General features: G+C 58.4%; 24 protein-coding genes. 16 read left to right on the top strand and 8 right to left on the bottom strand.

Features of this window, described 5'->3' with window-relative positions:
* Positions 1 to 4: 4 nt before the first annotated feature.
* Positions 5 to 823, bottom strand: coding sequence for a helix-turn-helix domain-containing protein (locus ACTNBK_RS12935; protein ID WP_441146672.1), 819 nt, complete (start codon positions 821 to 823; stop codon positions 5 to 7).
* A 369-nt stretch (positions 824 to 1,192) separates the two neighbouring features.
* Between ACTNBK_RS12935 and ACTNBK_RS12930 the strand changes: the two genes are divergently transcribed.
* The 14 genes from ACTNBK_RS12930 (at position 1,193) to ACTNBK_RS12865 (ending at position 16,351) form a co-directional block, all read left to right on the top strand.
* Positions 1,193 to 1,414 carry a DUF6514 family protein gene (locus tag ACTNBK_RS12930; protein ID WP_441146671.1) on the top strand — a complete coding sequence of 74 codons (222 nt, stop codon included), beginning with the start codon at positions 1,193 to 1,195 and terminating at the stop codon, positions 1,412 to 1,414.
* Between the two features lie 96 nt (positions 1,415 to 1,510).
* Positions 1,511 to 3,349, top strand: a complete 1,839-nt coding sequence (locus tag ACTNBK_RS12925; RefSeq protein WP_441146669.1) for a TIGR03960 family B12-binding radical SAM protein — start codon at positions 1,511 to 1,513, stop codon at positions 3,347 to 3,349.
* Complete coding sequence (locus tag ACTNBK_RS12920) at positions 3,342 to 4,010, top strand: TIGR03936 family radical SAM-associated protein (protein WP_441146667.1); 669 nt, start codon at positions 3,342 to 3,344, stop codon at positions 4,008 to 4,010. The genes ACTNBK_RS12925 and ACTNBK_RS12920 overlap by 8 nt, the downstream gene beginning before the upstream one ends.
* 159 nt (positions 4,011 to 4,169) lie before the next feature.
* Entirely contained in the window at positions 4,170 to 5,549 is a 1,380-nt protein-coding gene (locus ACTNBK_RS12915; protein ID WP_441146686.1) for a TrkH family potassium uptake protein, read from the top strand.
* 38 nt (positions 5,550 to 5,587) lie between these two features.
* A complete protein-coding gene (locus tag ACTNBK_RS12910) occupies positions 5,588 to 6,244 on the top strand; it encodes a potassium channel family protein (protein WP_441146665.1) in 657 nt (218 codons plus the stop codon).
* Positions 6,245 to 6,275: 31 nt separating this feature from the next.
* Entirely contained in the window at positions 6,276 to 7,037 is a 762-nt protein-coding gene (locus ACTNBK_RS12905) for a TrmH family RNA methyltransferase (protein WP_441146664.1), read from the top strand.
* A gap of 33 nt (positions 7,038 to 7,070) precedes the next feature.
* A complete protein-coding gene (gene dprA, locus ACTNBK_RS12900) occupies positions 7,071 to 8,306 on the top strand; it encodes a DNA-processing protein DprA (RefSeq protein WP_441146662.1) in 1,236 nt (411 codons plus the stop codon).
* 57 nt (positions 8,307 to 8,363) lie between these two features.
* Positions 8,364 to 10,748: a type I DNA topoisomerase gene (gene topA / locus ACTNBK_RS12895; protein ID WP_441146660.1), complete on the top strand. Its 2,385-nt coding sequence runs from the start codon at positions 8,364 to 8,366 to the stop codon at positions 10,746 to 10,748.
* 32 nt (positions 10,749 to 10,780) lie between these two features.
* Positions 10,781 to 12,085 carry a methylenetetrahydrofolate--tRNA-(uracil(54)-C(5))-methyltransferase (FADH(2)-oxidizing) TrmFO gene (gene trmFO / locus ACTNBK_RS12890; RefSeq protein WP_441146658.1) on the top strand — a complete coding sequence of 435 codons (1,305 nt, stop codon included), beginning with the start codon at positions 10,781 to 10,783 and terminating at the stop codon, positions 12,083 to 12,085.
* Between the two features lie 281 nt (positions 12,086 to 12,366).
* Entirely contained in the window at positions 12,367 to 12,663 is a 297-nt protein-coding gene (locus tag ACTNBK_RS12885) for a helix-turn-helix domain-containing protein (RefSeq protein ID WP_441146656.1), read from the top strand.
* A gap of 39 nt (positions 12,664 to 12,702) precedes the next feature.
* Positions 12,703 to 13,752: a phosphate acyltransferase PlsX gene (gene plsX, locus ACTNBK_RS12880; protein WP_441146655.1), complete on the top strand. Its 1,050-nt coding sequence runs from the start codon at positions 12,703 to 12,705 to the stop codon at positions 13,750 to 13,752.
* Between the two features lie 77 nt (positions 13,753 to 13,829).
* Complete coding sequence (gene acpP / locus ACTNBK_RS12875) at positions 13,830 to 14,066, top strand: acyl carrier protein (RefSeq protein WP_441146653.1); 237 nt, start codon at positions 13,830 to 13,832, stop codon at positions 14,064 to 14,066.
* A 67-nt stretch (positions 14,067 to 14,133) separates the two neighbouring features.
* Positions 14,134 to 14,817, top strand: a complete 684-nt coding sequence (gene rnc, locus ACTNBK_RS12870; RefSeq protein WP_441146651.1) for a ribonuclease III — start codon at positions 14,134 to 14,136, stop codon at positions 14,815 to 14,817.
* Positions 14,818 to 14,956: 139 nt separating this feature from the next.
* A complete protein-coding gene (locus tag ACTNBK_RS12865; RefSeq protein WP_441146649.1) occupies positions 14,957 to 16,351 on the top strand; it encodes a sodium-dependent transporter in 1,395 nt (464 codons plus the stop codon).
* A gap of 203 nt (positions 16,352 to 16,554) precedes the next feature.
* Here the strand turns inward: ACTNBK_RS12865 and ACTNBK_RS12860 are convergent, their stop codons facing one another.
* The 5 genes from ACTNBK_RS12860 to ACTNBK_RS12840 form a co-directional block, all read right to left on the bottom strand.
* Complete coding sequence (locus ACTNBK_RS12860) at positions 16,555 to 18,066, bottom strand: recombinase family protein (protein ID WP_002575864.1); 1,512 nt, start codon at positions 18,064 to 18,066, stop codon at positions 16,555 to 16,557.
* Positions 18,067 to 18,160: 94 nt separating this feature from the next.
* Complete coding sequence (locus ACTNBK_RS12855; RefSeq protein ID WP_321118048.1) at positions 18,161 to 18,352, bottom strand: hypothetical protein; 192 nt, start codon at positions 18,350 to 18,352, stop codon at positions 18,161 to 18,163.
* A gap of 4 nt (positions 18,353 to 18,356) precedes the next feature.
* Positions 18,357 to 19,301, bottom strand: a complete 945-nt coding sequence (gene mobV, locus ACTNBK_RS12850; RefSeq protein WP_002575862.1) for a MobV family relaxase — start codon at positions 19,299 to 19,301, stop codon at positions 18,357 to 18,359.
* A 173-nt stretch (positions 19,302 to 19,474) separates the two neighbouring features.
* Positions 19,475 to 19,870, bottom strand: a complete 396-nt coding sequence (locus ACTNBK_RS12845) for a replication initiator protein A (RefSeq protein ID WP_002575861.1) — start codon at positions 19,868 to 19,870, stop codon at positions 19,475 to 19,477.
* Positions 19,871 to 19,981: 111 nt separating this feature from the next.
* Positions 19,982 to 20,395 (bottom strand): cysteine-rich VLP domain-containing protein, encoded by a 414-nt coding sequence (locus ACTNBK_RS12840; RefSeq protein ID WP_002575860.1) that lies wholly within the window; start codon positions 20,393 to 20,395, stop codon positions 19,982 to 19,984.
* Between the two features lie 228 nt (positions 20,396 to 20,623).
* Here ACTNBK_RS12840 and ACTNBK_RS12835 point away from each other — a divergent pair, with 228 nt between their 5' ends.
* Both ACTNBK_RS12835 and ACTNBK_RS12830 read left to right on the top strand, forming a co-directional pair.
* A complete protein-coding gene (locus ACTNBK_RS12835) occupies positions 20,624 to 20,887 on the top strand; it encodes a hypothetical protein (RefSeq protein WP_002575859.1) in 264 nt (87 codons plus the stop codon).
* A gap of 78 nt (positions 20,888 to 20,965) precedes the next feature.
* Positions 20,966 to 21,766: a helix-turn-helix domain-containing protein gene (locus ACTNBK_RS12830; RefSeq protein WP_002575858.1), complete on the top strand. Its 801-nt coding sequence runs from the start codon at positions 20,966 to 20,968 to the stop codon at positions 21,764 to 21,766.
* Between the two features lie 80 nt (positions 21,767 to 21,846).
* On the opposite strand, the gene ACTNBK_RS12825 is transcribed toward ACTNBK_RS12830, so the two are convergent.
* Both ACTNBK_RS12825 and ACTNBK_RS12820 read right to left on the bottom strand, forming a co-directional pair.
* Complete coding sequence (locus ACTNBK_RS12825) at positions 21,847 to 23,067, bottom strand: MFS transporter (protein WP_002584949.1); 1,221 nt, start codon at positions 23,065 to 23,067, stop codon at positions 21,847 to 21,849.
* A gap of 375 nt (positions 23,068 to 23,442) precedes the next feature.
* Positions 23,443 to 23,904 (bottom strand): hypothetical protein (locus ACTNBK_RS12820; protein WP_441146647.1); only part of this gene is annotated, 462 nt, incomplete at its 5' end.

Raw genomic sequence — 23,904 nt, 5'->3', positions numbered from 1 at the left:
TATATCACAGTTTGAGCCGTTGTAAATACAGAAAATCCGCCGGGGTGCTGCCCTTAGGGAGACGGATATAGTCCCGGACGGCACCCAAAATGGCGCCCATACAGGTGAGTTCATCTTCTGGTTGGATCGGGATGTCCTTATAGGAGACGTTGATGGCCACCAGCTTGGTCCGCCCGGCGGAGCGGGAGAGCTTACGGGGGAAGAGCTCCCGGTTGAGGAGGAAAAAGCCAAGTTGGTTGGTAGCCACCTCTCCGCGCTTTACAGCCAGCATGGTACCGGGAGTGTACACCGGCGTTATGGAGCCGTCGGTGAGAAGGACGGCAAAATCGGCGCGCTCGGTGATGGGGTCGGCGGGCACGTCCAGTACGCTGAAATCAAAACTGTCCATGAGAGCGCCCCGCTGACCTTGGGCGGCGGGCTGGAGGCAGAGGAGGAGCCGCCGGCGGCCGGTGGGCAGGGGGAGGGGAGACAAAGCCAGCAGCATCTCCAGAAGGGCGTCCACCATCTGCCGGCCCTGAACAGTGAGCACGCCGTAATCCCGAATCAGCTCCCACTCCTGCTCAGAGAGGTAGTGCAGGCCGTTGCCTTCGCACTGGGCGCTGAGAAAAAGCTCGTCGGGGATGGAGTCATCCAGCAGATAGCCCATGGAGATGTCCAGCGCCCGGCACAGACGCTCCAGGGACTGAGGCGCAGGGTGGGTGGTCTGGCCAGAGAGGATCTTATTTACTGTGCTCAGGGGTATGCCAGAGCGGTGGGAGAGCTCCGCGCTGGTCAAGCCGCTGCGGCGTTTGGCCAATGCCAACTTGTTGGTCATGGACATCATTGGGGACCTCCCTTCAAAATTCGACAATAGTTATCCAAATTTGGAAAAATTTCATTCTCCAAACGGCGAGTTCGGTGACGTACCATTGACAAAAAAGGGGAAATACACCATATTGTTAGGGACAACGGGGCCGACACAAGATGTGTGTATCCGGTCCGGAGGTCAAGGGGCGATCGCGGGAGCCATGGCTCATCCGGTCTTCTCTTCATTATAACATAAAAGACCTACTGAGAGGTAGGTCGGAGAGGAGACACGGGTCTGGCACCCTCCGCTGAGAGAGGGAAGGGTGTGGGTCCAAATGGCGAAGGGAGGTGCCGGACCGCCCGGAACGTGTGAGGAAATCGTGTGAGGAAGAGGAGAGGAAACAGCATGAAAGAGATACGGCCGTGTTTTGAGGTCTGCGCAGAGGAGGGGGAGATGCCCGCCTGGTTTGGAGTGGTCTGCCGTGACGGGCAGCGGGCGCCGCGGCTGTCCAGCGACTACGCAGAGGTGGATCGCCTGGTGCGTGCACTCAATCGGAACCGGCTTTCCCCGGTGCACTTCAGAGATGTCATAGAAGATTTTCGCCATTCCTGGGGAGAAAAACAATAAATCCGCGAATTTGTACTTGCCATTCCTACGCTCAGCGGTTAAAATAATACTTTGCCATATATATGATGAGTAAGCGCGCGTGAGCGGAGGTTAGGAATGGACCGGACGATGGAAACGATCCTCTCCAGGGTGCAGAAGCCTGCCCGGTATACCGGTGGAGAGTACAATGCAGTGGTGAAGGACCCCAAGCAGGTAGATACGCGGATCGCTATGTGCTTTCCCGATACCTATGAGATCGGCATGTCCAATTTGGGGGTACGGATCCTCTATGGGTTGATGAATGAGTTGCCCGGGGTGTGGTGCGAGCGGGTGTTTGCCCCCTGGGGGGACATGGAGGAGGAGATGCGCCGGGAAGGCCTTCCCCTCTATGGTCTGGAGAGTGGAGATCCCATCTCTGATTTCGACATCATCGGCTTCTCCCTGGGCTATGAGATGGCCTACTCCAACGTGCTCAACATGCTGGATCTGGCCGGGCTGCCCCTGCGCTCCGCCGACCGGGACGAGGACGCCCCCCTCATCATCGCCGGCGGCACCTGTGCCTACAACCCGGAGCCCCTGGCGCCCTTTGTAGACATCTTCTCCCTGGGCGAGGGCGAGGATGTGACAGTGGAGCTCATCCGGCTCTATCAGCGCGCTCGTCGGGAGGGTTGGTCCCGTCAGGATCTGCTGGTGGCCGCGGCCAAGGTGCCGGGGCTCTACGTGCCCTCCCTCTATGCCGTCACCTACCATGAGGATGGGACCGTGGCAGCCGTTACTCCGCAGGAGGGCGCCCCCGAGCTGGTGACCAAGCGGATCGTCCAGGACCTGGACAAGTCCTACTTCCCGGTGAAGACCATCGTGCCCTCCACCGAGATCGTCCACGACCGGGTGATGCTGGAGGTCTTCCGGGGCTGCATCCGGGGCTGCCGGTTCTGCCAGGCGGGGTATGCCTACCGGCCTGTCCGCACCCGGAGCCCCCAGCTTCTTGTGGAGCAGGGTATCGCCGCCTGCAAGGACTCCGGCTATCAGGAGATGACCCTCTCCAGCCTGTCCACCAGCGACTACCGGCCCCTGGAGGGGCTTTGCGACGGCCTGTTGGAGTGGTGTGAGCCCAACAAGGTGTCGCTGTCCCTCCCCTCCCTGCGGGCGGACAACTTCTCCATGGGCCTCATGCAGCGGCTCCAGCATGTCCGCAAGAGCGGTCTCACCTTTGCCCCCGAGGCGGGCACCCAGCGCCTCCGGGATGCCATCAACAAGAACGTCACCGAGGAGGACCTAATGAACTCCTGCCGCACCGCCTTTATGGGCGGGTGGAACACGGTGAAGCTCTACTTCATGCTGGGCCTGCCCACCGAGACCGACGAGGACGTGCTGGGCATCGCAGACCTTGCCAAGAAGGTGCTCCAGCTCTGGCGGGAGACCGCCCCTGACAAGCGCCGGGGCTGTCGGATCACCGTGTCCACGGCCTGCTTTGTGCCCAAGCCCCACACCGCCTTCCAGTGGGAGCCCCAGGTCACCCGGGAGGAGTATCTCCGCCGGGTGAAGCTGCTGCGGGACAACATGCGGGAGAAGGCCATCGTCTACCACTGGCATGACCCGGACACCTCCTTCTTGGAGGCTGTCTTTGCCCGGGGCGACCGCCGGCTGGCCGACGCCATTGAGCTGGCCTGGCGGGAGGGCGCCAAGTTTGACTCCTGGAGCGAGTATTTCGACCTGGACCGCTGGCTGCGGGCCTTTGAGGCCTGCGGTCTGGACCCGGCCTTCTACGCCAACCGGATCCGGAGCCGGGAGGAGGTCCTGCCCTGGTGCCGGATCTCCACCGGCGTGACCGCCGACTTCCTGTGGCGGGAGCGGGAGCGGGCCTACGAGGCCGTCATCACCCCCGACTGCCGGAAGCAGTGCACCGGCTGCGGGGCCAACCATCTGCTGGAGAAGGGGAGGGTGTGCGATGAGTGACCAGCGCATCCAGTTCATCAAAACGGGCCGGGCCCGGTATATCTCCCACCTGGATCTGATGCGGACCTTCCAGCGTGCCTTTCTGCGCTCCGGGCTCCACGTCAGGCACACGGAGGGCTTCAATCCCCACGCCTACGTGTCCATCGCCCTGCCCCTGTCGGTGGGCTTTTCCAGCCAGTGCGAGATCCTGGAGTTTGGCCTGCCCGAGGGAATGAATTTGAGCGAGGTGCCCCGGCGCCTCACCCAGGCTCTGCCTGAGGGGGTCACCGTCACCCGTTGCTACGAGGGGGGACGCCCCGTCCGGGAGCTGTGCTGGGTGAACTATATCATCACCCTGGAGTATGACGCCGGCGCCCCAGTGGGTGCCGAGAACGCCATTCGGGACCTGCTGAGCCGGGAGAGCCTGGTGGTGACCAAGAAGTCCAAGAAGGCCAAGAGCGGCCAGGTCCAGGTGGACCTCATCCCCCTCATCCACAAGGTGGACTACGAGGGGCGCCGGGACGCCATCGTCCTGGATGTGGTTCTCCGCGCCCAGAATCCAGGCCTCAATCCGGCACTGCTGGTGGAGACCATCCAGAATCAGTGTCCCGAGGCTGCGCCCGACTATGTGAGCTACCACCGCAAGCAGGTCCTGGACAAGGATTTTCATCCCTTTTTGTGAGTATCTGCCCGCCCCGGGAAACGGTCCCGGGGCGGGTCTTTGTCTGTCCGCAAGGGATGGGCGGAGAAAAAACCGTTGACTTGCACGGACCGACAGCGTATGCTATACTTGCTTTCGCTTCACCCAAGGGTGCGGAGCGAGAAGGAGGGTCATATCTTGGTGTTTTATCCCCTGCAGGCGCTGCTTAGACGGCTGCGGAGTATGCGTAACCTCAATCCCGCCCGGATCGTGGTGGTCTCCTTCGGGATCATCATCCTCACCGGGACCCTGCTGCTCATGCTGCCCTGGGCCAGCCGGGACGGGCAGTCCACGGATCTCATTACCTGCCTGTTTACGGCCACCTCGGCCTCCTGTGTCACCGGACTCATTCTGGTGGACACCTGGGCCCACTGGACCCTCTTTGGGCAGGTTGTGATCCTGGCCATGATCCAGCTGGGCGGACTGGGCTTTATGACAGTCATCACAACGGTGTCCTTCGCCCTCCGGCGGCGGATCGGCCTCTCGGAACGGCTCATCATGGTCTCCACCCTGAACCTAAACGACATGGACGGCGTGGTCCGCATGGTGCGTCACACCCTGATGGGTACCCTCATCATCGAGGGGGCGGGTGCTGTGATCCTGACATTGTGCTTCCTGCCGGAGTTCGGCCTGGCGGGCGGACTGTGGCGAGGCATTTTCCACGCCGTCTCGGCCTTCTGCAACGCCGGCTTCGACCTGCTGGGCAGCAAGGGGGAGTTTACCAGCCTCATCACCTATAATGGAAATCCGGTGATTCTCCTTACCATATTATGCCTCATTGTCATCGGTGGCCTGGGCTTTTTCGTCTGGGAGGACCTGATCAGAAACTGGCGGACCCCCCGGCGGCTCTCCCTTTACAGCAAGCTGGTCATCCTGATGACGGGGGCGCTCATCCTGGGCGGGGCGGTGTTTTTCCTGGGAGTGGAGTGGGATAACCCCAACACTCTGGGGGGCATGTCCTGGTGGAAAAAGATCCTCAACGCCCTTTTTCAGTCGGTGACCCTCCGCACCGCCGGCTTTGATTCCATCGGCCAGGGCGGACTGCGAGACAGCTCTCTGGCCATGTCCTGTATCCTGATGCTCATCGGCGGCTCCAGCGGCTCCACCGCCGGCGGCCTGAAGACGGGCACCGTGGGCATTCTGCTGCTCACCATGCGGGCCGGACTGGCCGGCCGGGAGGAGGTTACCATCCGCAGGCGGACCATCTCCCAGCGCCGTGTCATGACCGCCCTCACCCTGACGCTGATCGTGGTGGTCCTCTTCCTGGGCATCGCCATGACCGTGTCCGTGGCCGACGAGGTCCACTTCCTCTCAGCGGCCTTTGAGGCGGCCTCCGCCCTGGCCACCGTGGGCGTTACCGTGGGCATCACCCCCACGCTGAGCCCCTTCAGTCATGTCATACTCATCATCGCCATGTTTCTGGGCCGGGTGGGCATCATGTCCTTCTCGGTGGCCTTCCTGGCCAGGGGCAGGAACGCGGCCAAGATCCGCTATCCCGTGGTAGACATCATGATCGGGTGAGTCCAGGACCGCCCCAAACGAAAAAGGAGCTGTGAATCGTGAGGACATATGTAGTGATCGGTCTGGGCCGTTTCGGCACCGCCGTGGCCACCGAGCTGTGTCGGCTGGGCCATGAGGTGCTGGCCATCGACGACTCGGAGGACCGGGTCCAGAGCATCTCCAGCCAGGTGACCCACGCCGTGGCCGGTGATGCCCGGGACCCCGGTGTGCTCCGGGCTCTGGGTGTGCGCAATTACAACTGTGCTATCGTGGCGGTGGCCGACGATGTGGGCAACAGCGCGCTCATCACCATGAACCTGAAAGAGATCGGGGTCCGGCAGGTCATTGCCAAGGCCCAGAGCCATGTCCACCAGAAGGTGCTCCAGAAGATCGGCGCCGACCGGGTGGTCTTCCCTGAGCATGAGACGGGAGTCAAGCTGGCCCAGAACCTGTCCAGCTCCAACATTCTCAACTTCATCGAGCTCTCCGATGACTTCGGCATCGTGGAGCTGGCCACCCCCAAGCCCTGGGTGGGCAAGTCCCTGAGCACTCTGGACGTGCGGGCCAAGTACCGGGTCAACATCATCGCCATCCGCAAGGGGGGCGATGAGCACGACCTGGAGGTGGCCCCCGGCGCCGACTATGTCCTGGCCGCCGGGGACGTGGTGGTCACGCTGGGCCGGAATGAGTATATCGACCGGCTCCACGATCTGTGATACCATAATATTAAGGTAGGGGGAAGGTCCCGTGGAACAGATCACCAGCCGATCCAACCCGCTGGTGGGGCAGATCCGAAAGTTGAATAATGCACGGTCCGCCCGTCGGGACCAGGGGCTCTTCGTCTGTGACGGGCCCAAGCTGCTAGAGGAGGCCCTCCGGTCCGGGGCGGTTCTCACCGCCGTGGTCCACGACAGCAGCCGCCCCTGTCCGGTGCCTGACGGCGTCCGGGAGGTGCAGGTGCCCGCCGACCTCCTGAAAAGCCTCTCCACCACCGAGACCCCCCAGGGGGTCCTCTTTCTCTGCCGTCAGCCCGACCTGACCCTGCCGGAGCGCCTGCCGGGCACCCGTTTCCTGGTGCTGGACGGGGTCCAGGACCCGGGGAACGTGGGCACCATCTGGCGTACCGCCGACGCCTTCGGCGCCGACGGCCTCATTCTGCTGCCCGGCTGCGCCGATCCTTTTTCCCCTAAAACTGTCCGGGCCACCATGGGAGCCTGCTTCCGGCTGCCGGTGTGGGAGACAAGCCTGGAGGGACTGAGCCACGCTTTGGAGAAGGCAGGTCTGCCCCTATATGCCACCGCCCTGCGGGAGGACACCGATGACGTGCGCCGGGCCGACCTGAGCCGCTGTGCCGTGGTCATCGGCAGTGAGGGCCGGGGGGTGTCCCAGGCTGTCTTGGACGCCTGCGCCGGTACCCTGAAGATTCCCATGCGGCAGCGGTGCGAGTCCCTCAACGCGGCGGTGGCCGCCTCAGTGGTGCTGTGGGAGATGGCCCGGCCTCTGCTGTGAGTTGAAACGGTAACGGGTGAAAGGAGGTCCGCGATGGCGACGCTGAAATATTGGCTGTGGCTGTCCACCAAAAAAGGCCTGCGCCCGGATCAGGTGGGGAAGCTGCTGGAGCATTTCGGTGCGCCGGAGCGGGCCTACTATGCTGATCCGGAGGAGTATAACCTGGTGGAGGGGCTGACACCCGCTGTCCGGACCGCCCTACTGGACAAGTCTCTGGAGCGGACCGACGCCATTTTGGGGGAATGTGACCGGCTGGGGGTGCGCATCCTGACTCTGGGGGACGCCGATTACCCCGACCGTCTCAAAAACATTTACGACCCGCCCGCCGTCCTTTATGTGAAAGGGCGGCTTCCCGCCTTTGATGAGGAGATCGCCGTGGCGGTGGTGGGCAGCCGGAAGCCCTCGGCCTACGGCCGGTGGATGGCGGGTAAGCTGGGCCTGGAGCTGGCCGAGCACGGCGCTCTGGTGGTCTCCGGCATTGCCCAGGGCCTGGACAGCGAGGCCCTGAAGGGCGCCCTCCGTGGCGGCGGCGCTGTGGTATCGGTGCTGGGCTGCGGGGTGGACGTGTGCTACCCCAGGGAGAACCGCTGGCTTTACGCCGATGTGGCCGCTTCCGGCGCCCTCATCAGCGAGTACCCGCCGGGGACAGAGGCCGAGGGCTGGCATTTTCCCATCCGCAACCGGATTATCAGCGGTCTGAGCCTGGGGGTGGTGGCGGTGGAGTGCGGCCTCAAGAGCGGCACCATGTCCACCGTGAAGCAGGCGCTGGACCAGGACCGGGATGTTTTCGCCGTGCCCGGCTGTGTGGGGGCGCTGCTCAGTGAGGGCCCCAACCGACTTATCCAACAGGGGGCCAAGCTGGTCACCGGCGGTCTGGACATCGTCCGGGAGTACGCCGGGCTCTACCCGGGGCGGGTCCGTTTTCCCGACACAGCCCAGGCTTTGGAGGAGGCGCCCCAGGCGCCGGAAGGACCCTCTGACGCCCCTGTTCAGCCCTCTCGGGAGGAGGAGCCGGGGGAAAAAGTCATTGACAAAGGGCCGCAGCAGGCATATATTGACAGGAGCGGCCTGACTGACGACCAGATCGATCTGATCCTGGCTCTGGAGGATGGAAAGCGCACCGCGGAGGAGCTGGTGGATCTGACCCAGATCCCCGCCCGGCGGGTCCTTTCCGCCCTGACCATGCTCCAGATCCAGGGCCATGTGGTCGAGCACCCAGGCAGGCGCTTCGAGGCCGCCGTCCGGCTGCGGACGGATGAAGAGGCATGAGGCGCGGCCGCATGGCCGTGCTCTTTCGAAGGATAGAAACTCCATTGGAGGTATAATGTGGCAAAAACGAATTTAGTGATCGTAGAGTCTCCGGCCAAAGCCAAGACCATTGGAAAATACCTGGGTCCCGGCTATGAGGTCAAGGCGTCCATGGGCCACGTCCGGGACCTGCCCAAGAGTAAGCTGGGCGTGGATGTGGAGCACGGCTTTGAGCCGGACTATCAGCCCATCAAGGGCAAGGAAGAGGTCATCTCCGACCTCAAGAAGGCGGCCAAGGGCAGCGAGAAAGTGTTCCTGGCCACCGACCCCGACCGGGAGGGAGAGGCCATCTCCTGGCACCTGAAGGAGCTTTTGAACATCCCCGACGACAAGACCTACCGCGTGACTTTTAACGAGATCACCAAGAAGGTGGTCAACGAGTCCATCGCCGCCCCCCGGGCCATCGACCAGGATCTGGTGGACGCCCAGCAGGCCCGGCGCATCCTGGACCGTATCGTGGGCTATGAGCTCTCCCCGCTGCTGTGGAAGAAGATCCGCCGGGGCCTGTCCGCCGGACGTGTCCAGTCGGTGGCTACCCGCCTGGTGTGCGAGCGGGAGGAGGAGATCCGGGCCTTCCAGCCCCAGGAGTACTGGTCCCTGGATGTGGACCTCTCCCGCATTGCCCCCAACCGGGGCGCCTTCACCGCCGCCTTCTACGGTCGGGAGAAGAAGCAGGAGCTCCACAGTGAGGCCGAGGTCCAGGCCGTGGTGGACGCCGTAAAGGTATCTCCCTTCACAGTTTCCGGCGTCAAGCGGCAGGACAAGACCCGCTCCCCGGCGCCCCCCTTTATCACCTCCACCCTCCAGCAGGAGGCCAGCCGGAAGCTGAACATGACCCCCCGCCGGACCATGGCGGTGGCCCAGCAGCTCTATGAGGGCGTGGACATCCAGGGGGAGGGCACCGTGGGTCTCATCACCTATATGCGTACCGACTCCCTGCGTCTCTCCGAGGAGGCCCTGGCGGCGGCCAAGGACATGATCGTCAGCCGCTACGGCAAGGAGTATTACCCTGAAAAGACCCGGCATTTCAAGGCCAAGTCCGGCGCCCAGGACGCTCACGAGGCCATCCGCCCCTCCGATGTGCGTCTCACCCCGGAGGACATTAAAAAGGACCTGACCAGTGAGCAGTACCGGCTTTACAAGCTCATCTGGAGTCGGTTTCTGGCCTGCCAGATGGCCAACGCCGTCTATGACAGCGTCTCTATCGAGGTGGAGGCGGCGGGCTACCGCTTCCGGGCCAACCACTCCTCCCTCAAATTCTCCGGCTTCACCGCCGTGTACGTGGAGGGGAAGGACGAGGAGGAGGAGGTGAAGCAGTCCCCCCTGCCCGACCTGAAGGAGGGGGAGGGCTTAAATCTCACCGGCACCAAGCCGGAGCAGCACTTCACCCAGCCCCCCAGCCGCTATACCGAGGCCACCCTCATCAAGGCGCTGGAGGAGAAGGGCATCGGCCGTCCCTCCACCTACGCCCCCACCATCTCCACCATCCTGGACCGGGAGTATGTGGTGAAGGAGGGCAAGTACCTGCGGACCACCCCCCTGGGCGAGGTGGTCACGAGCCTCATGAAGGACAAGTTTCCCGATATTGTAGATACCACCTTCACCGCCAAGATGGAGGAGCGGCTGGACCAGGTGGAGGAGGGGAAGGAGAACTGGAAGGACCTCTTGGGCAGCTTCTACGGTGGCTTTGAGGATGAGCTCCACCAGGCCGAACAAGACCTGGACGGGGAGCGCATCAAGATCCCCGACGAGGTCAGCGACGAAATCTGCCCGGTGTGCGGTCGGCAGCTGGTGGTGAAGTCGGGCCGGTTCGGCCGGTTCCTGGCCTGCCCCGGCTACCCGGAGTGCACCTTCACCCAGCCCATCGTGGTGGAGATGCCGGGCAAGTGCCCCAAGTGCGGTGGACGCATCCTGAAAAAGACCTCCAAGCGGGGCTACACCTACTACGGCTGCGAGTTCAACGTGGTCAAGGAGGGCAGCAAGGCCAAGCAGTGCGACTTCATGACCTGGGACGTGCCGGTAAAGGACAACTGCCCCGAGTGCGGCTGGACCATGTTCAAGAAGTCGGGCCGGGGCTTCAAGAAGCCTTTCTGTATCAACCCCGACTGCGCCAACTTTACCCCTGAGGACAAGCGGGGCGGCTATAAGAAGAAGCCTGCCGCCGAGACCAAGGAGGGCGGGGAGAACGCCGAGGCCGCTGAGCAGGCGGAGAAAAAGACGGTGAAAAAGGCGGCGGCCAAGAAGACCACCGCCAAAAATACCGCCGCCGAGAAGAAGGCGACTGCCGAGAAAAAGACGACGAAAAAAACCGCCGCCAAGAAGACAGCGGCTGCCAAGACCACGGCCAAGAAGACCACCACCAAAAAGGCTGCGGCAAAAAAGACCGCCGGAGAAGAGGCATGAGCCCTTTTGACCGGACGCGGAAAGGTTGAACTATGGAACCAGTGAAGATCATCGGTGCCGGGCTGGCGGGGAGCGAGGCCGCCTGGCAGCTGGCCCGGCGGGGCATCCCCGTGGAGCTCCACGAGATGAAGCCCCAGAAAATGACCCCTGCCCACCACAGCCCGGAGTTCGGGGAGCTGGTGTGCTCCAACTCCCTGCGCTCCGACCAGCTGGAGAACGCGGTGGGGCTGCTGAAGGAGGAGCTGCGCCGGTGCGGCTCCCTCATCCTCTCCTGTGCCGACGAGCACCGGGTGGAGGCGGGGGGTGCCCTGGCGGTGGACCGCCACGGCTTCAGCCGGGCCATCACCGAGCGGGTGAAGGGGCATCCCCTCATCACCGTGGTGGAGGGAGAGGTCACGGCCATCCCCGAGGGGAACGTGATCCTGGCCTCCGGCCCCCTCACCTCCGACGCCCTGGCGGCGGCCATCCAGGATAAGGTCCACGCCGACTACCTGAGCTTTTATGACGCCGCCGCACCGCTGGTGACCTTTGAGAGCCTGGATATGGACCACGCCTGGTTCGCCTCCCGGTACGACAAGGGCACGGCGGACTATGTGAACTGCGCCCTCAGTGAGGAGGAGTACGCCGCCTTCTGGCAGGCCCTCACCACCGCCCAGGCCGCGGAGGTCCACGGCTTTGAGGACCAGAACGTCTTTGAGGGCTGCATGCCGGTGGAGGTCATGGCCCGGCGGGGGGTGGACACCCTGCGGTACGGCCCCCTGAAGCCCAAGGGGCTGAAGGACCCCAAGACGGGGAAGGAGCCCTACGCCGTGGTGCAGCTCCGGAAGGACAACGCCCAGGGTTCCATCTACAATCTGGTGGGCTTTCAGACCCATCTGAAGTGGCCGGAGCAGAAGCGGGTCTTTTCCATGATCCCGGCTCTGCGGGAGGCGGAGTTCGTCCGCTACGGGGTCATGCACCGGAATACCTATCTCAACTCTCCCAGGCTGCTGGACCGGTACTACCGGCTCAAGGCCGACCCCCGCATCTGCTTTGCCGGGCAGATCACCGGGGTGGAGGGCTATGTGGAGTCCACCGCCTCCGGTTTCGTGGCGGCGGTGGAGCTGGCCAACCGACTCCAGGGCAAGCCCCCGGTGGACTTCCCCCAGGAGACGGCTCTGGGCGCCCTGGCCCTCTACGTCTCCAATGAGACGGTGGAGCAGTTCCAGCCCATGAACGTGAATTTCGGCATCATCCCGCCCCTGGGCTACAAGGTCAAGGGCAAGCGGAATAAAAACGCCGAGCTCTCCCGCCGTGCCCTGGACATTTTGGCCGGACTGGATATAGCGGGCGGCTGATAGCCGCCCCTACAGAGGCAGACCGCTTTACAAACGATTCAGCGCCAGCCCCAGCCGAAGGCCCCAGTGAAAAGCCTCTTCAGCGTCTAATTGGGCACATTCGTCTACCGCGTCCCGCAATTTGTCACAAAACTCACTGCCCATGCGCTCTTGAACTCGTTCCAGATGCCGTTCACGAAGCGTGAGGCATTCCCACTGTTCAGAGGTGGGTTGAGCGCGCTGAGACATTAGTTCAAACAGATCGAGAAGTAAAGTATCCATATTGTCACCCCACTAATAGCGTGTGTCTATTATACACGCTATTAGTGGGGCGGTCAAGAGGTGATTGGGTGTATTCCAATGAAATATTTGGGCAGCGACTTCGTGGCCTGCGAAAACAGTCAGGGGAGACCCAGCAGGAATTGGCGGAGTTTCTGGGAATAAAGCCCAACCAGATCGGCGAAATGGAAAACGGGCGGAAGGCATCCACGTATTCCAAGCTGGCCCAGCTGTGCGAGCATTACAACGTCACTGCCGACTATCTCCTGGGACTGACCGACGAGCAGCGCCCCCTGCGGACGGAGGACACCGAGACGTAGGGTGCGGTCACATATGAAAATGCAGAAAAGAGGGATCTCATGAAGATCATCGTAGATGCTATGGGCGGCGATAACGCCCCTCAGAGCAATGTCCGGGGCGCCGTGGCCGCCATCAAGGAGTACGGGGTGGAGGTCATTCTGGTGGGCCGGGGAGAGGAGATCCTCCGCTGCCTGAAGGATGACGGCATGGATAACCTGCCCGCCGGGCTGGAGATCGCCCACGCCGACCAGGTGGTGGAGATGTGCGACAACCCCGCCACCGCCTTCAAGGAGAAGAAGGACTCCTCCCTCACCGTGGGCCTCAATCTGCTCAAGGAGGGGAAGGGGGACGCCTTCGTGTCCGCCGGCAGCACCGGCGCGCTGCTCTCCGCCGCCACCCTGATGGTCAAGCGGATCAAGGGCATCCGCCGGGCGGCCCTGGCCCCCGTGGTGCCCACCGGGAAGGGGGGCGCCATACTCATTGACGCCGGTGCTACCGCCGAGTGTACCCCTGAGTACCTGCTCCAGTTCGCCTTCATGGGCTCCTACTACGCCGAGCGCATCCTGGGCCGCCCCGAGCCCAAGGTGGGCCTCCTCAACATCGGTGTGGAGCCCTCTAAGGGCACCGACCTCCAGCGGGAGGCCCACGCCCTCCTCACCAAGGCCGGTCAGGAGGGCCGTATCAACTTCGTGGGCAACATCGAGGCCCGGGAGGCCGTCTACGGTGAGGTGGACGTCATCGTGGCCGACGGCTATTCGGGTAACATCTTCCTCAAAACCATGGAGGGTACCGGCGGCTTTATGGCCAAGGAGCTTAAGGCCATGTTCAAAAAGAGCCTTATCACCAAGCTGGGCGCCCTGTGCGTCAAGGATGGCCTCATGAACTTCAAGAAGCTCATGGATGCCGGCGAGGTGGGCGGCACCGCCCTGGTGGGCATCTCTAAGCCCGTCATCAAGGCCCACGGCTCCTCCAACGACTACGCTATCAAGAACGCCATCCGGCAGGCGGCCACTTACGCCGGCTCTGGCATCATCGAGGATGTGGTGGAGAACATCGACCATATGCGCCTGGAAAAGACTTCTGATGGTGGTACCAAAGCGGAAATTTAAAATAAGCTATTGACAGTGCGGGAAAATATCCCTATTATGTGTGTGTAAATAATCCTGTCTAAGGAGTCGATCGAAACATGATTTTTGAGAAGCTGTGTGACCTCATTTCTGAGCAGTTCGGTGTGGAGGCCGACACCATCACCATGGATACCACCTTCACGGACGACCTGGGCGCCGATTCTCTGGACATCGTAGAGCTGTCCATGGCCCTGGAGGAGGAGTTCGGCGTGTCTGAGATGAGCGAGGAGGACATTGCCGGCATCGCCACTGTGGGCGACCTGGTGAACTATCTCCAGAACAAGCTGGACGCCTGAGCAGACATAACTGGGAGGGCCCCGCTTCGGCGGGGCCTCTCTTTGCGTATAGGGAGGTGGAACAGACATGGAAAAACTGGAAGAAAAGCTGGGATATACCTTTCATGACCGTCGGCTGCTGGAGAATGCCCTGACCCACAGCTCCTACGCCAACGAGAATAAGAGCAAGGGTGAGACCAGCAACGAGCGACTGGAGTTTTTGGGTGACTCCGTGCTGGGGATGGTGGTGGCAGACCATCTCTACCGCACACACCCGGACATGCCTGAGGGCGAGCTCACCCGGACCCGTGCGGCCCTGGTGTGTGAGGACAGCCTGGTGGAGGTGGCTGCCCAGCTGGAGCTGGGGCAGTACCTGAAGCTGGGCCGGGGCGAGGACGCCGGCGGCGGCCGGAAACGGCCCTCCATCCAGGCCGACGCGGTGGAGGCGGTCATTGCCGCCGTATACCTAGACGGCGGCATCGGCTCTGCCCGGAAACTCATCACCAACTTCATCCTGACCAACAACGAGCGGGAGCAGGAGGGAGCGGTCCGTGACTTCAAGACGGCCCTCCAGGAGTTGGTGCAGCGTGAGAGCGGCCGGGTGCTGAGCTACCGTCTCATGGGAGAGAGCGGGCCGGACCACGCCAAGGTCTTCTCCGTGGAGGTGGACCTGAACGGTCAGCCCATCGGTGCCGGTGAGGGCCGGAGTAAAAAAGAGGCCGAGCAGAATGCCGCCAAGGCTGCCATGGCCAGACTGAAGGCGGAGAGCTGAACGACAGCGTGAGAGTGGGCGGGCCGTCGAGGACGCCGGACAGGGAAGAGCACCCCTTTCTGACCGGCGCTCTCGACGCCCCGTTGTCTCACGTTTGGGAGCAACTCCCATTGATCTGAGAAAGTGGAGGAACAACGTTTTGGAGAAGGAAAGAGAAAAATTTTCGTCCCGGCTGGGATTCATTTTGATCTCGGCCGGTTGCGCCATTGGCCTGGGCAACGTGTGGCGTTTCCCCTATATTGTGGGACAGTACGGCGGCGCTGCATTTGTGCTGGTGTATCTGTTTTTCCTGGTCATCATGGGTATTCCCATCATGGTCATGGAGTTCTCCGTGGGCCGGGCAAGCCAGAAGAGCATCCTGTGCTCTTTCCAGGAGCTGGAGCCCAAGGGTACGAAATGGCATTGGTACGGTTGGTTCGGCATGGCGGGCAACTATCTGCTCATGATGTACTACACCACCATTGCCGGCTGGCTCATCCTGTACTTTATCAAGATGATCAAAGGCGACTTTGTGGGACTGGATACCGCCGGTGTAGGGGCAGAGTTCGGCGCCGTCACCGCTGACCCGGTGCTTCAGACCATTTTTGTGGCCGTGGTGGTGGTTCTGGGTATGCTGGTGTGCAGCCGGGGCCTCAAAAACGGCGTGGAGAAGATCAACAAGGCCATGATGCTCTGCTTGCTGTTCCTGCTGGTGGTGTTGGCCATCCGGGCCATTACCCTGCCCGGAGCCGCGGCCGGTCTGGAGTTCTACCTCAAGCCCGACTTCCAGAACCTGCTCTATGACGCCGATGGCAACTTCCGCCTGGGCGAGGCCATCTATGCCGCCATGGGTCAGGCCTTCTTCACCCTGAGCCTGGGCATTGGCGCCATGGCCATTTTTGGCAGCTACATCGGCCGGGAGCGCAGCCTCATGGGCGAGGTAATCAACATCACCATCCTGGATACCTTTGTGGCCTTCGTCTCCGGCCTCATCATCTTCCCCTCTGCCTTCGCCTTCGGGGTGCAGCCCGACGCGGGTCCCAACCTGATCTTTGTCACCCTGCCCAACATCTTCAATGAGATGCCCGGTGGACGGTTGTGGGGCGCCCTCTTCTTCGTGTTTATGTCCTTCGCCGCCATGAGCACCGTCACCGCCGTCTTTGAGAACATCATCTCCTGCTGGATGGACAAGTGGAATGTGCCCCGGAAAAAGGCGGTGTGGGCCAACCTGATCCTGATTTTTGTTCTGAGCCTGCCCTGCTTGCTGGGCTTCAACGTCCTCTCTGGCTACCAACCCTTTGGGCCTGGCACCGGCGTTCTGGACCTGGAGGACTTCATCGTTTCCCAGAACCTGCTGCCCCTTGGTTCCCTGCTCTACCTGCTGTTCTGCGTGGTCTCCAAGAAATACGCCTGGGGCTATGAGAACTTCCTGCTGGAGGCCGATCAGGGAAAGGGTATCCAGTTTCCCGCCAAGCTGCGGTTCTACTTCACCTTTATCCTGCCCTTCGTCGTCCTGGCCATTTTTGTGCTGGGCTACCAAGAGAAATTTTTCTAATCGGGAAAAGAGCGGTCCTGTTCGCATACGACATGCGAGCAGGACCATTTTTTGCTTTTTTCAGGCAAACCAATGGAGTGGGAAGGCTTGGAAATACTGACTTTCATGCTTGCGGTCAGAAGTGGAAGGTATTATAATAAAAATAAAGTACAGTTTACAAGGGACTACACAGGGTAGGTATCTGACGGGAGGGGTGCCGCCAGTCAGATTTTCCATGTGATGTTCAAGCTGTCGCTTGTGGCGGCTATGGTGGTGATCATCAAATCCACCACACGCCGCTTGTCATCAAAAGATACATTCTCCCAGGTATCGAGGTAGCCGGAAATCTGGCTGACCTGTTCCGGGCTGATGGCCTCCACAGTCAACTCCGCTATCCTTGCCAGAAGTTCCTGCTTGCGCCCGTCCAGTTCCGCTATCTTCACATTCACATAGGAGAACAGGACATTGTTTGCCCCCGTCAGACTGTCCACCAGCTTTTCAATCTCGCTGTCTACATGGGCAAGTTCCACTTGCAGGGCGGTGATTTTCGGGTTTGCCTTTGCCGCTTTCTTTTTTCCTGTCAGCGTCTTGTAGCTTGCCAGCTTCTTTACCATCTGCTGATAAACAACCGCTTCCAGTTCCGAAGTGATGATTTTCCCACAGCCAGGACAGCTTTTATTGTCCAGCCGTTTCGTGCAGCGGAGATACTGTTTGCCGGAGGGATTGTAGATACTCATAAGAGCATACCCGCAATTCCCGCACTTGATTTTTCCTGCCAGCCATGTGTGGGTGGCTTTCCGGGCAGACTGGATTTTCATGTTGTTCATCAGCTTCTTGCGGCAGGTCAGCCAGGTGTCGGAGGGGACGATACCCTCATGGGGAGCCAGTACCAGCATTTGGTCTTTTAAGTCGTTTTTCTTGCTGGCCTTTACATCTCGCCCTTGATACAGATAGCAGCCGTTCATGCCCGTAAAATCGGCAACGTCATTGACAATGACTGTACCTTGACTTTTGAAAAATTCGTACACATCAAGGTCTGCCTGCACATAGACAGGATTGCGTAACATCTGCGCCAGCGTGGGGCGTATCAGCTCTTTGCCATGGAACAAAATCCCCTGTTCGGCAAAGTACCGGGTAATGTCCCCGTAGGAAGTTGTGGGCTGGGCGTACATCTCAAACATCAGCCGGATATTGGCCGCTTCCTCCGGGTTTACCACCAGCTTCTTTGTGTTGATACCGTCCATCTTGATAGGCTCCGTATGGAAGCCGTAAGGGGCTTTCCCGCCCATCTTAAAGCCCCGCTGACTGCGGGAGTAGTAAGCGTCCGTTACCCGCTTCTGTATCGTTTCCCGTTCAAGCTGGGCGAACACGATACAGATATTCAGCATGGCCCGTCCCATCGGCGTGGAGGTATCAAACTTTTCCGTAGAGGACACAAACTCCACATTGTACTGCTGGAACAGCTCCATCATGTTGGCAAAGTCCAGAATGGAACGGCTGATACGGTCGAGCTTGTAAACCACGACCTTTGCAATCAAGCCCCGCTTGATGTCCCGCACCAGTTCTTGAAACTTCGGACGGTCTGTGTTCTTGCCGCTGTACCCTTTGTCTGTGTATTCCTTGCAGTTACCGCCTTTCAACTCGTATTTGCAAAATTCAATCTGGCTTTCAATGGAAATGCTGTCCTTTTTGTCTACCGATTGTCTTGCATAGATTGCGTCTATCCGATTGTTCATATTGTCGCTCCTTTTCTTAAAAAAGAAACGGAGCTGCTGACAGTTCTATTATACCGCCAGCAGCCCCGCAAATCAATGATGGGTTTGGAAAACCTTATGTCCCGGCTTCCTCACTCTCCCGCTTGTCGGCGTACTTGCGGAACACCTCATAAAGCTGCTGTTCCAGTTCCCGGCGTTTGGCTGCTTCCTGTTCCGGCGTGAACACCGGGGAGAGATTTTCCAGTGTGATTTCCTTTCCCTGAAAAGTCACGATTTCGATTTCCTTTTTGTATCTGATATTACTTATAAGATCACCTTTCCTTTCCATGCTGCCGCTGTTGCCGTTTCAGTTCCGCTAAAATCTCCGGCGGGATACGGTCAACCAGCCGCCGCATATCGTCCAGTTCGCTTTTTAACTTCGCCCGTTCCATCGTGTCATTCATCTTGCCTTTTTCGCTGGCCTTTGCCCTGACTTCCAGCTTTTCATTTTCCGCTAACAAGTCATTGATTGTGACCTTGTATTTTTTCAGTTGCCCGGAGAAGTTCTCCATCTGCGGAAACCACTTTTTCAGCATGGAGAGGGCTTCCTCTTTCTTCTTTCCGGCGTTCAGCGGGGTAATGCCGGAGAGAACCGCTTCAATGGCCCTCGCCTGTTTGGAGAGGTTGACCGCCTGTTTGAACAGCCGGGTGGGGATATGCTTCCGGCCCGTCTTGCTGGCGCTTTCCCCACGCTCCAGGTCGGGGTACTGCTCCACCATACAGGCGTGAAAATCGTCCTGCCACTTCGTCAGATTGGCCCGGTTGCCGATAATTTCTTTGGCGCACAGGCGGTTGTCCTTTGTCAGCGGCACAAAGACCAAGTGCAGATGGGGCGTTTTTTCATCCATGTGTACCATAGCCGAAACGATGTTCTCCCGGCCCACCCGGTCAATGAGGAAGTCCGCCGCCCTCTGGAAGTAGGCCGCTATCTCCTTTGGGGACTTGCCCTTGAAAAACTCCGGGCTGGCGGTAATCAGCGTGTCCACAAACCGAGTGCTGTCCTTGCGGGTGCGGCATCTGGCCTGCTCGATGCGGCTCTGAATGAAATGGTAGTAGCGGCCATCCGGCTTGACGATGTGGAAATTGTACTTGCTCCGGCTGGTGTCAATGTCCGGGTTGCTGGCGTACTGCTCCTTTTTCCGTTCATGGTGGGCTTCCAGCGGCCCCGCCGGGTGGCCCTTGTGCTTCTCAAATCGCAAAATTGCGTGTTGTGCCATTGAACTCCTTTCCCCATTCCATTCCTTTCCGGCGGGTTTTCCCGCCGAAAATATCTCTGATAGGATTGGAATGGAATGAATGTAAATAGATGGTTTTAATCTCTGTATTTCTATATACCGTCAGATTTCCGTACTTCAAGAGGATTGATTTTCGTACTCGCCAAGTACGGTTTTCAGCCCTCCGGCGTACCATAACCGGATTTCTTGAAGTCGGTGTTTGGAACCGCTTCATAGGATTTCGGGTAAATGCGGTTGGGTTTTCCACAGCCCTGTTTCTGGATTTCCACCAGCCCCGCATACTGCAACTCCCGCAGGGTGTTGACCGCTTTCTGCCGCCCGCAGCGGAGCAAAGCGACCACCTCGCAGATGGGGTAGTACAGGTAGACCCGCCCGTACTCGTCCGCCCAGCCGTTCTTCCGGGACAACTCCGCCCGGCGCAGGACAAAGGCATACAGCACCTTCGCTTCGTTGCTCAAGGGCTGGAATGTGGGTGCTTCAAAAAGGAAATTGGGGAGCCGGGTGAAACTGAACGCCTTTTCCGGCTGGTGAATATAAATCGTGTTTGTCATAGCGTGTTTTGTGGACGGTTAGAGGCCCGTTTTCCGGGGCGAATGATAAATGATACCAGCCGCCCCGGTTGAGGGCTTGCGGAGCCTTGCAAATCAAGGCTTTTCCCGCTCTTAACTGTCCACAGCAGACCTCCTTTTCCGTTCACTTTCTGTTTTCTGCCGCCTGTGAACTCTGGCGGCGCAGTCCGGGCAGTATTTGCCCCGGTTGGACTTCGGGACGAACACACCGCCGCACTCCGCACAGCGTTTCAAGTCCCTGTCCCGGTAAATCTCCGCTTCCAGCGTCCTGTCCAGCGGCAAGACCGCCCAGCGGAACCACTTGCAGCAGACGGAGAACGAAATCATCTGCGGACAGGCGCAGGTGTCGCCATCGTCCAGCGCAAGGCAGTTTCCGTCCTCGCAGTTGCAGCACTCCCGGCGTATCAGGCCGCTGGCTCGTCTCTTCTGGGGCGGGGTTATGCGGTAGGGGGAGCCGTCCGGCCTGTGTTCCAGCGGCGGCAGGTGTTGATAGGGTCTTTTGCTCATGCGTCCCTCCGTTTTCTTTGGCGTGTTCTGTTTCCAAGGTGCTTGTCCATCGATGAACTATCCCAAGTCTACACCTTTTTGACCGCCTGTGCCGTATATCCAAGAGGTAGGAAATCAGCCTGAAAAACTCCCTATTTCCACGCTCTCGGATTTGTGATATAATCAAAAAAAGATAAAAGACAAATTCAGGTTTCTGGTCTTCTTGCACAAAATAAAGGAGGAGCTATTATGCAAATTGTTTATATTCCAAGCGAATCAATGTCTGTTCAAGGTAAAAAAGATGAAATCTATAAAAGATATGGGAAAGACTGGAATATTAGAGAACAGGGAGGAGGTAACGGAAATTGGTTGTTGACCAGAAAAAGTGATGTGCTTGTAGATGGAAAAAGTTATCGTACTTTTGTACTTGAACACTACGGTAAATCCAAGCTGACAGCGAAGCTTGTTGATAAATTTCGTGAAGATGTAGCAAATGGTAAAATAAAACTGTAAATGCCTATGCCGTTATGCTATGAGCATAGTACATAGCATAACGGCTTCTCTTTCGTTGAGCTAGCAAGGAGGGTGAATATGTCTTTATCCATACAAGAGCGATTAAAAGACCTACGTGTGGAGCGTGGCTTGACGCTGGGGCAGCTTGCGGAGCAGACCGGGCTTTCCAAGTCTGCGCTGGGCAGTTACGAAACGGAAGACTTCAAGGACATCAGCCACTATGCCCTTATCCGGCTGGCGAAGTTTTACGGTGTGACCGCTGATTATCTGCTGGGGCTGTCTGAAATGAAAAATCACCCAAACGCCGATCTTGCAGACCTGCGTTTGAGTGATGAAATGATTGACCTGCTGAAAAGCGGGAGGATAGACAATACCCTGCTGTGTGAGCTGGCGGCGCACCCGGATTTCCCCCGGCTGATGGCTGACCTTGAAATCTATGTGAACGGAACGGCACTGAAACAGGCGCAGGGTGCAAACGCCATAGTGGACACGATGAGCGCAACTGTTATAAAAAAGCATAATCCTGGCATGAGTGATACGCAGTTAAGACAGCTTATCACCGCCCATATTGATGAGGACGAGTTTTGCCGCTATGTGATACAACGGGACATAAACGGGATTGCCCTTGCTCTGCGGGAAACACACAAGGACGATTTTTTCAGCGTCCCAGAGGATAACCCGCTAAAAGAAATGCTGGAAACTGCTGGTGAAATCGTCAGCCAGGACAGCGACACGGAACAAGCGTACTTGGCGTTTATCTGCAAACGGCTCAAGCTGAATTTTAGGAAGCTGTCAGTAGAAGAACGGAAGTGGCTGAAAAAGATTGCGGAAAAATCCGACTTGCTGAAGAATCCAAAACCGCAGAGAGGACGAAGATAAAAAATGCCTGAACGGCGGTTCTGGTTTTTCAGAACCACCATCCAGGCATTTTGTTTAGTAATAGAAAAAGGTGCAGTTGATTATTGCGTATTGTCAATCTCTCTCAAACCGGGTAGTAAAAATACGGCAAGCGCAACGATGATAATGCCAATTCCGCAAATGACAAACCATTTCTCAACTCCCAGCCGCTCCGCCAGAGGCCCGGAAATGACAAGGCCAAACGGCATGGCGAGGGAAGCGGCGCTTGTCAGTAGAGAAAAAACTCTCCCCAGATATTCTGGTTTGACCGTTTCTTGAAAAATCGCATTTTGCACACCGTAAAATGGAGCGGAAATTCCCATAACAGTACAGCACACAACAAAGACAAGAAATGCGTCTGGCGGCAAAAGCCCGGAGAGCATATTGCTAACGCCCATCAGGAGAACGGAAAGACCGATGGTGTACCGCCGTTTCTTAAAACCGCCCCAAATGCTCAGAATGACTCCGCCAAGCAGCATACCAACCGCAAAAGCAATTTCAGCGGCAGAGGCATGGGCCGGTGTTCCTTTGAAGTATGACATACAGATGAGAGGAAAAAGCGTACTGATTGGCATATAAAAGAACATATAAATTACACCAATCCAGAGCAGAGCAAAGAGGCCCCTGTTTTGCTTTAATACCACATACCCCTCTTTCATATCCTGTAAAAACTGTTGTCTTTTCGTTTCTGGACATAGTTCAGGCGTTGGTATGGACGAAATCGCAACAGTCACACAGGCAAGGATTGCACCCACAATATCTAACAATATAATTGCATTAAGAGGCCAAACAGCATATAAAAACGCTGCGGCAGCTGGACTGATAATCGCACTTACTGCTTGCATGGTCTGCGTGTAACCAGCGCATTTTGTAAGTTCCTCTTTTGGCACAATCATAGGTGTTGCTGCGCTGAATGCTGGAGAATGAAAAGCAGTTCCCGCACTTCGGATTAACAGGACAACCATAATAGACCATACGGGCAATTCCATGTAAAACGCCACCAGCGCCAGAATACCGCCAGCGGCGGCAATTATCAAATCCGCACCAATCATTACGCTTTTACGGCTGTGCCGGTCAACAAAAGCACCTGCAAACGGGCCTAAACAGGCTTGCGGCAAAAATCCAATCAGTGTTGCCGCCGTCAATATGATTGCAGAATTAGTTTTCGCAACCAAATAAAAGATAATGGCCATTTGCAAAATACCGCTGCTAATAAAGGATATTGCTTGTCCGGCAAGAAGTGTAAAATAAGTTTTTCTCCATGAATTGTTGTTTTGGGTCATAATGCGAACCTCCTTTTTTATTGCATTGTTCCTTTGTTTCTGCAATAAAAAGCAGGCGTTGTCCCACAGAGAGGGCAGACGCCTGCATAACAACAAAGCACGAAAAAACACCACGATACAGTTCAAAGACTGCTCGTGTCAAACCTACGTGTTCCTTTGCATACGCACGCAAAAAAAGCCCACCATCATGTGGAAAGGTACTTCTACTTTTTATTGCTTATTAGCGTACACAAATTAACACACGTAAGCCTCCTTCCAATCTCAAACTGTCGCACAGTATAACACACATCCGATAGACTTGTCAACCATTTTTAACCTTGTTTTCCATCTTGTTTTTCCATCTCTTACGGGCAGTAGCAAAGCCAGGCGAGCCAGTCAACGGTCAAGATGAACGGCGCTTTCAGCGCCGCCGTTGACAGTCTCGCCCGTCTTTGCTAATGGGTAATCAAGGCGGGAAAGCCATTTTAGGGCTTTCCCGCCCATTTCAATTTTGGGAGAAGAAAGGCCCCAAAATGAACGAGTGCGGCCAAACACTTTTAGGGATTGGCCACCTTGTCCACCCATCCAGCGGGGCGGCGGGGAACGGTCAAGGCCGGGCGTCAGCCCATTCATTTCAGCCTTGACGGTTTCCTGCCGTTCTGCTACTTTTCCCGGAGTGTGGCCACACATCTGGTCACGGTGTCCAGAGCTTTGGGACTTTTTGTCCCATAGGCCGGGGGCGGAGGAGGTGCCGTCAAGATTTATGCGCAAAATTATTTGCAGGCTCCGGCTGAATGAAGTCAACCGGCAATAGAGGCGTCGTCCAGAGCCGCCTCCAAGTGCTTCATGTTCATGTAT

It is taken from the genome of Intestinimonas sp. HCP28S3_D6, assembly GCF_052065695.1.
Lineage (GTDB): Bacteria > Bacillota > Clostridia > Oscillospirales > Oscillospiraceae > Intestinimonas.
Note: the sequence above shows the minus strand (reverse complement) of the source record. Positions and strands in the feature narration are given on the sequence as shown.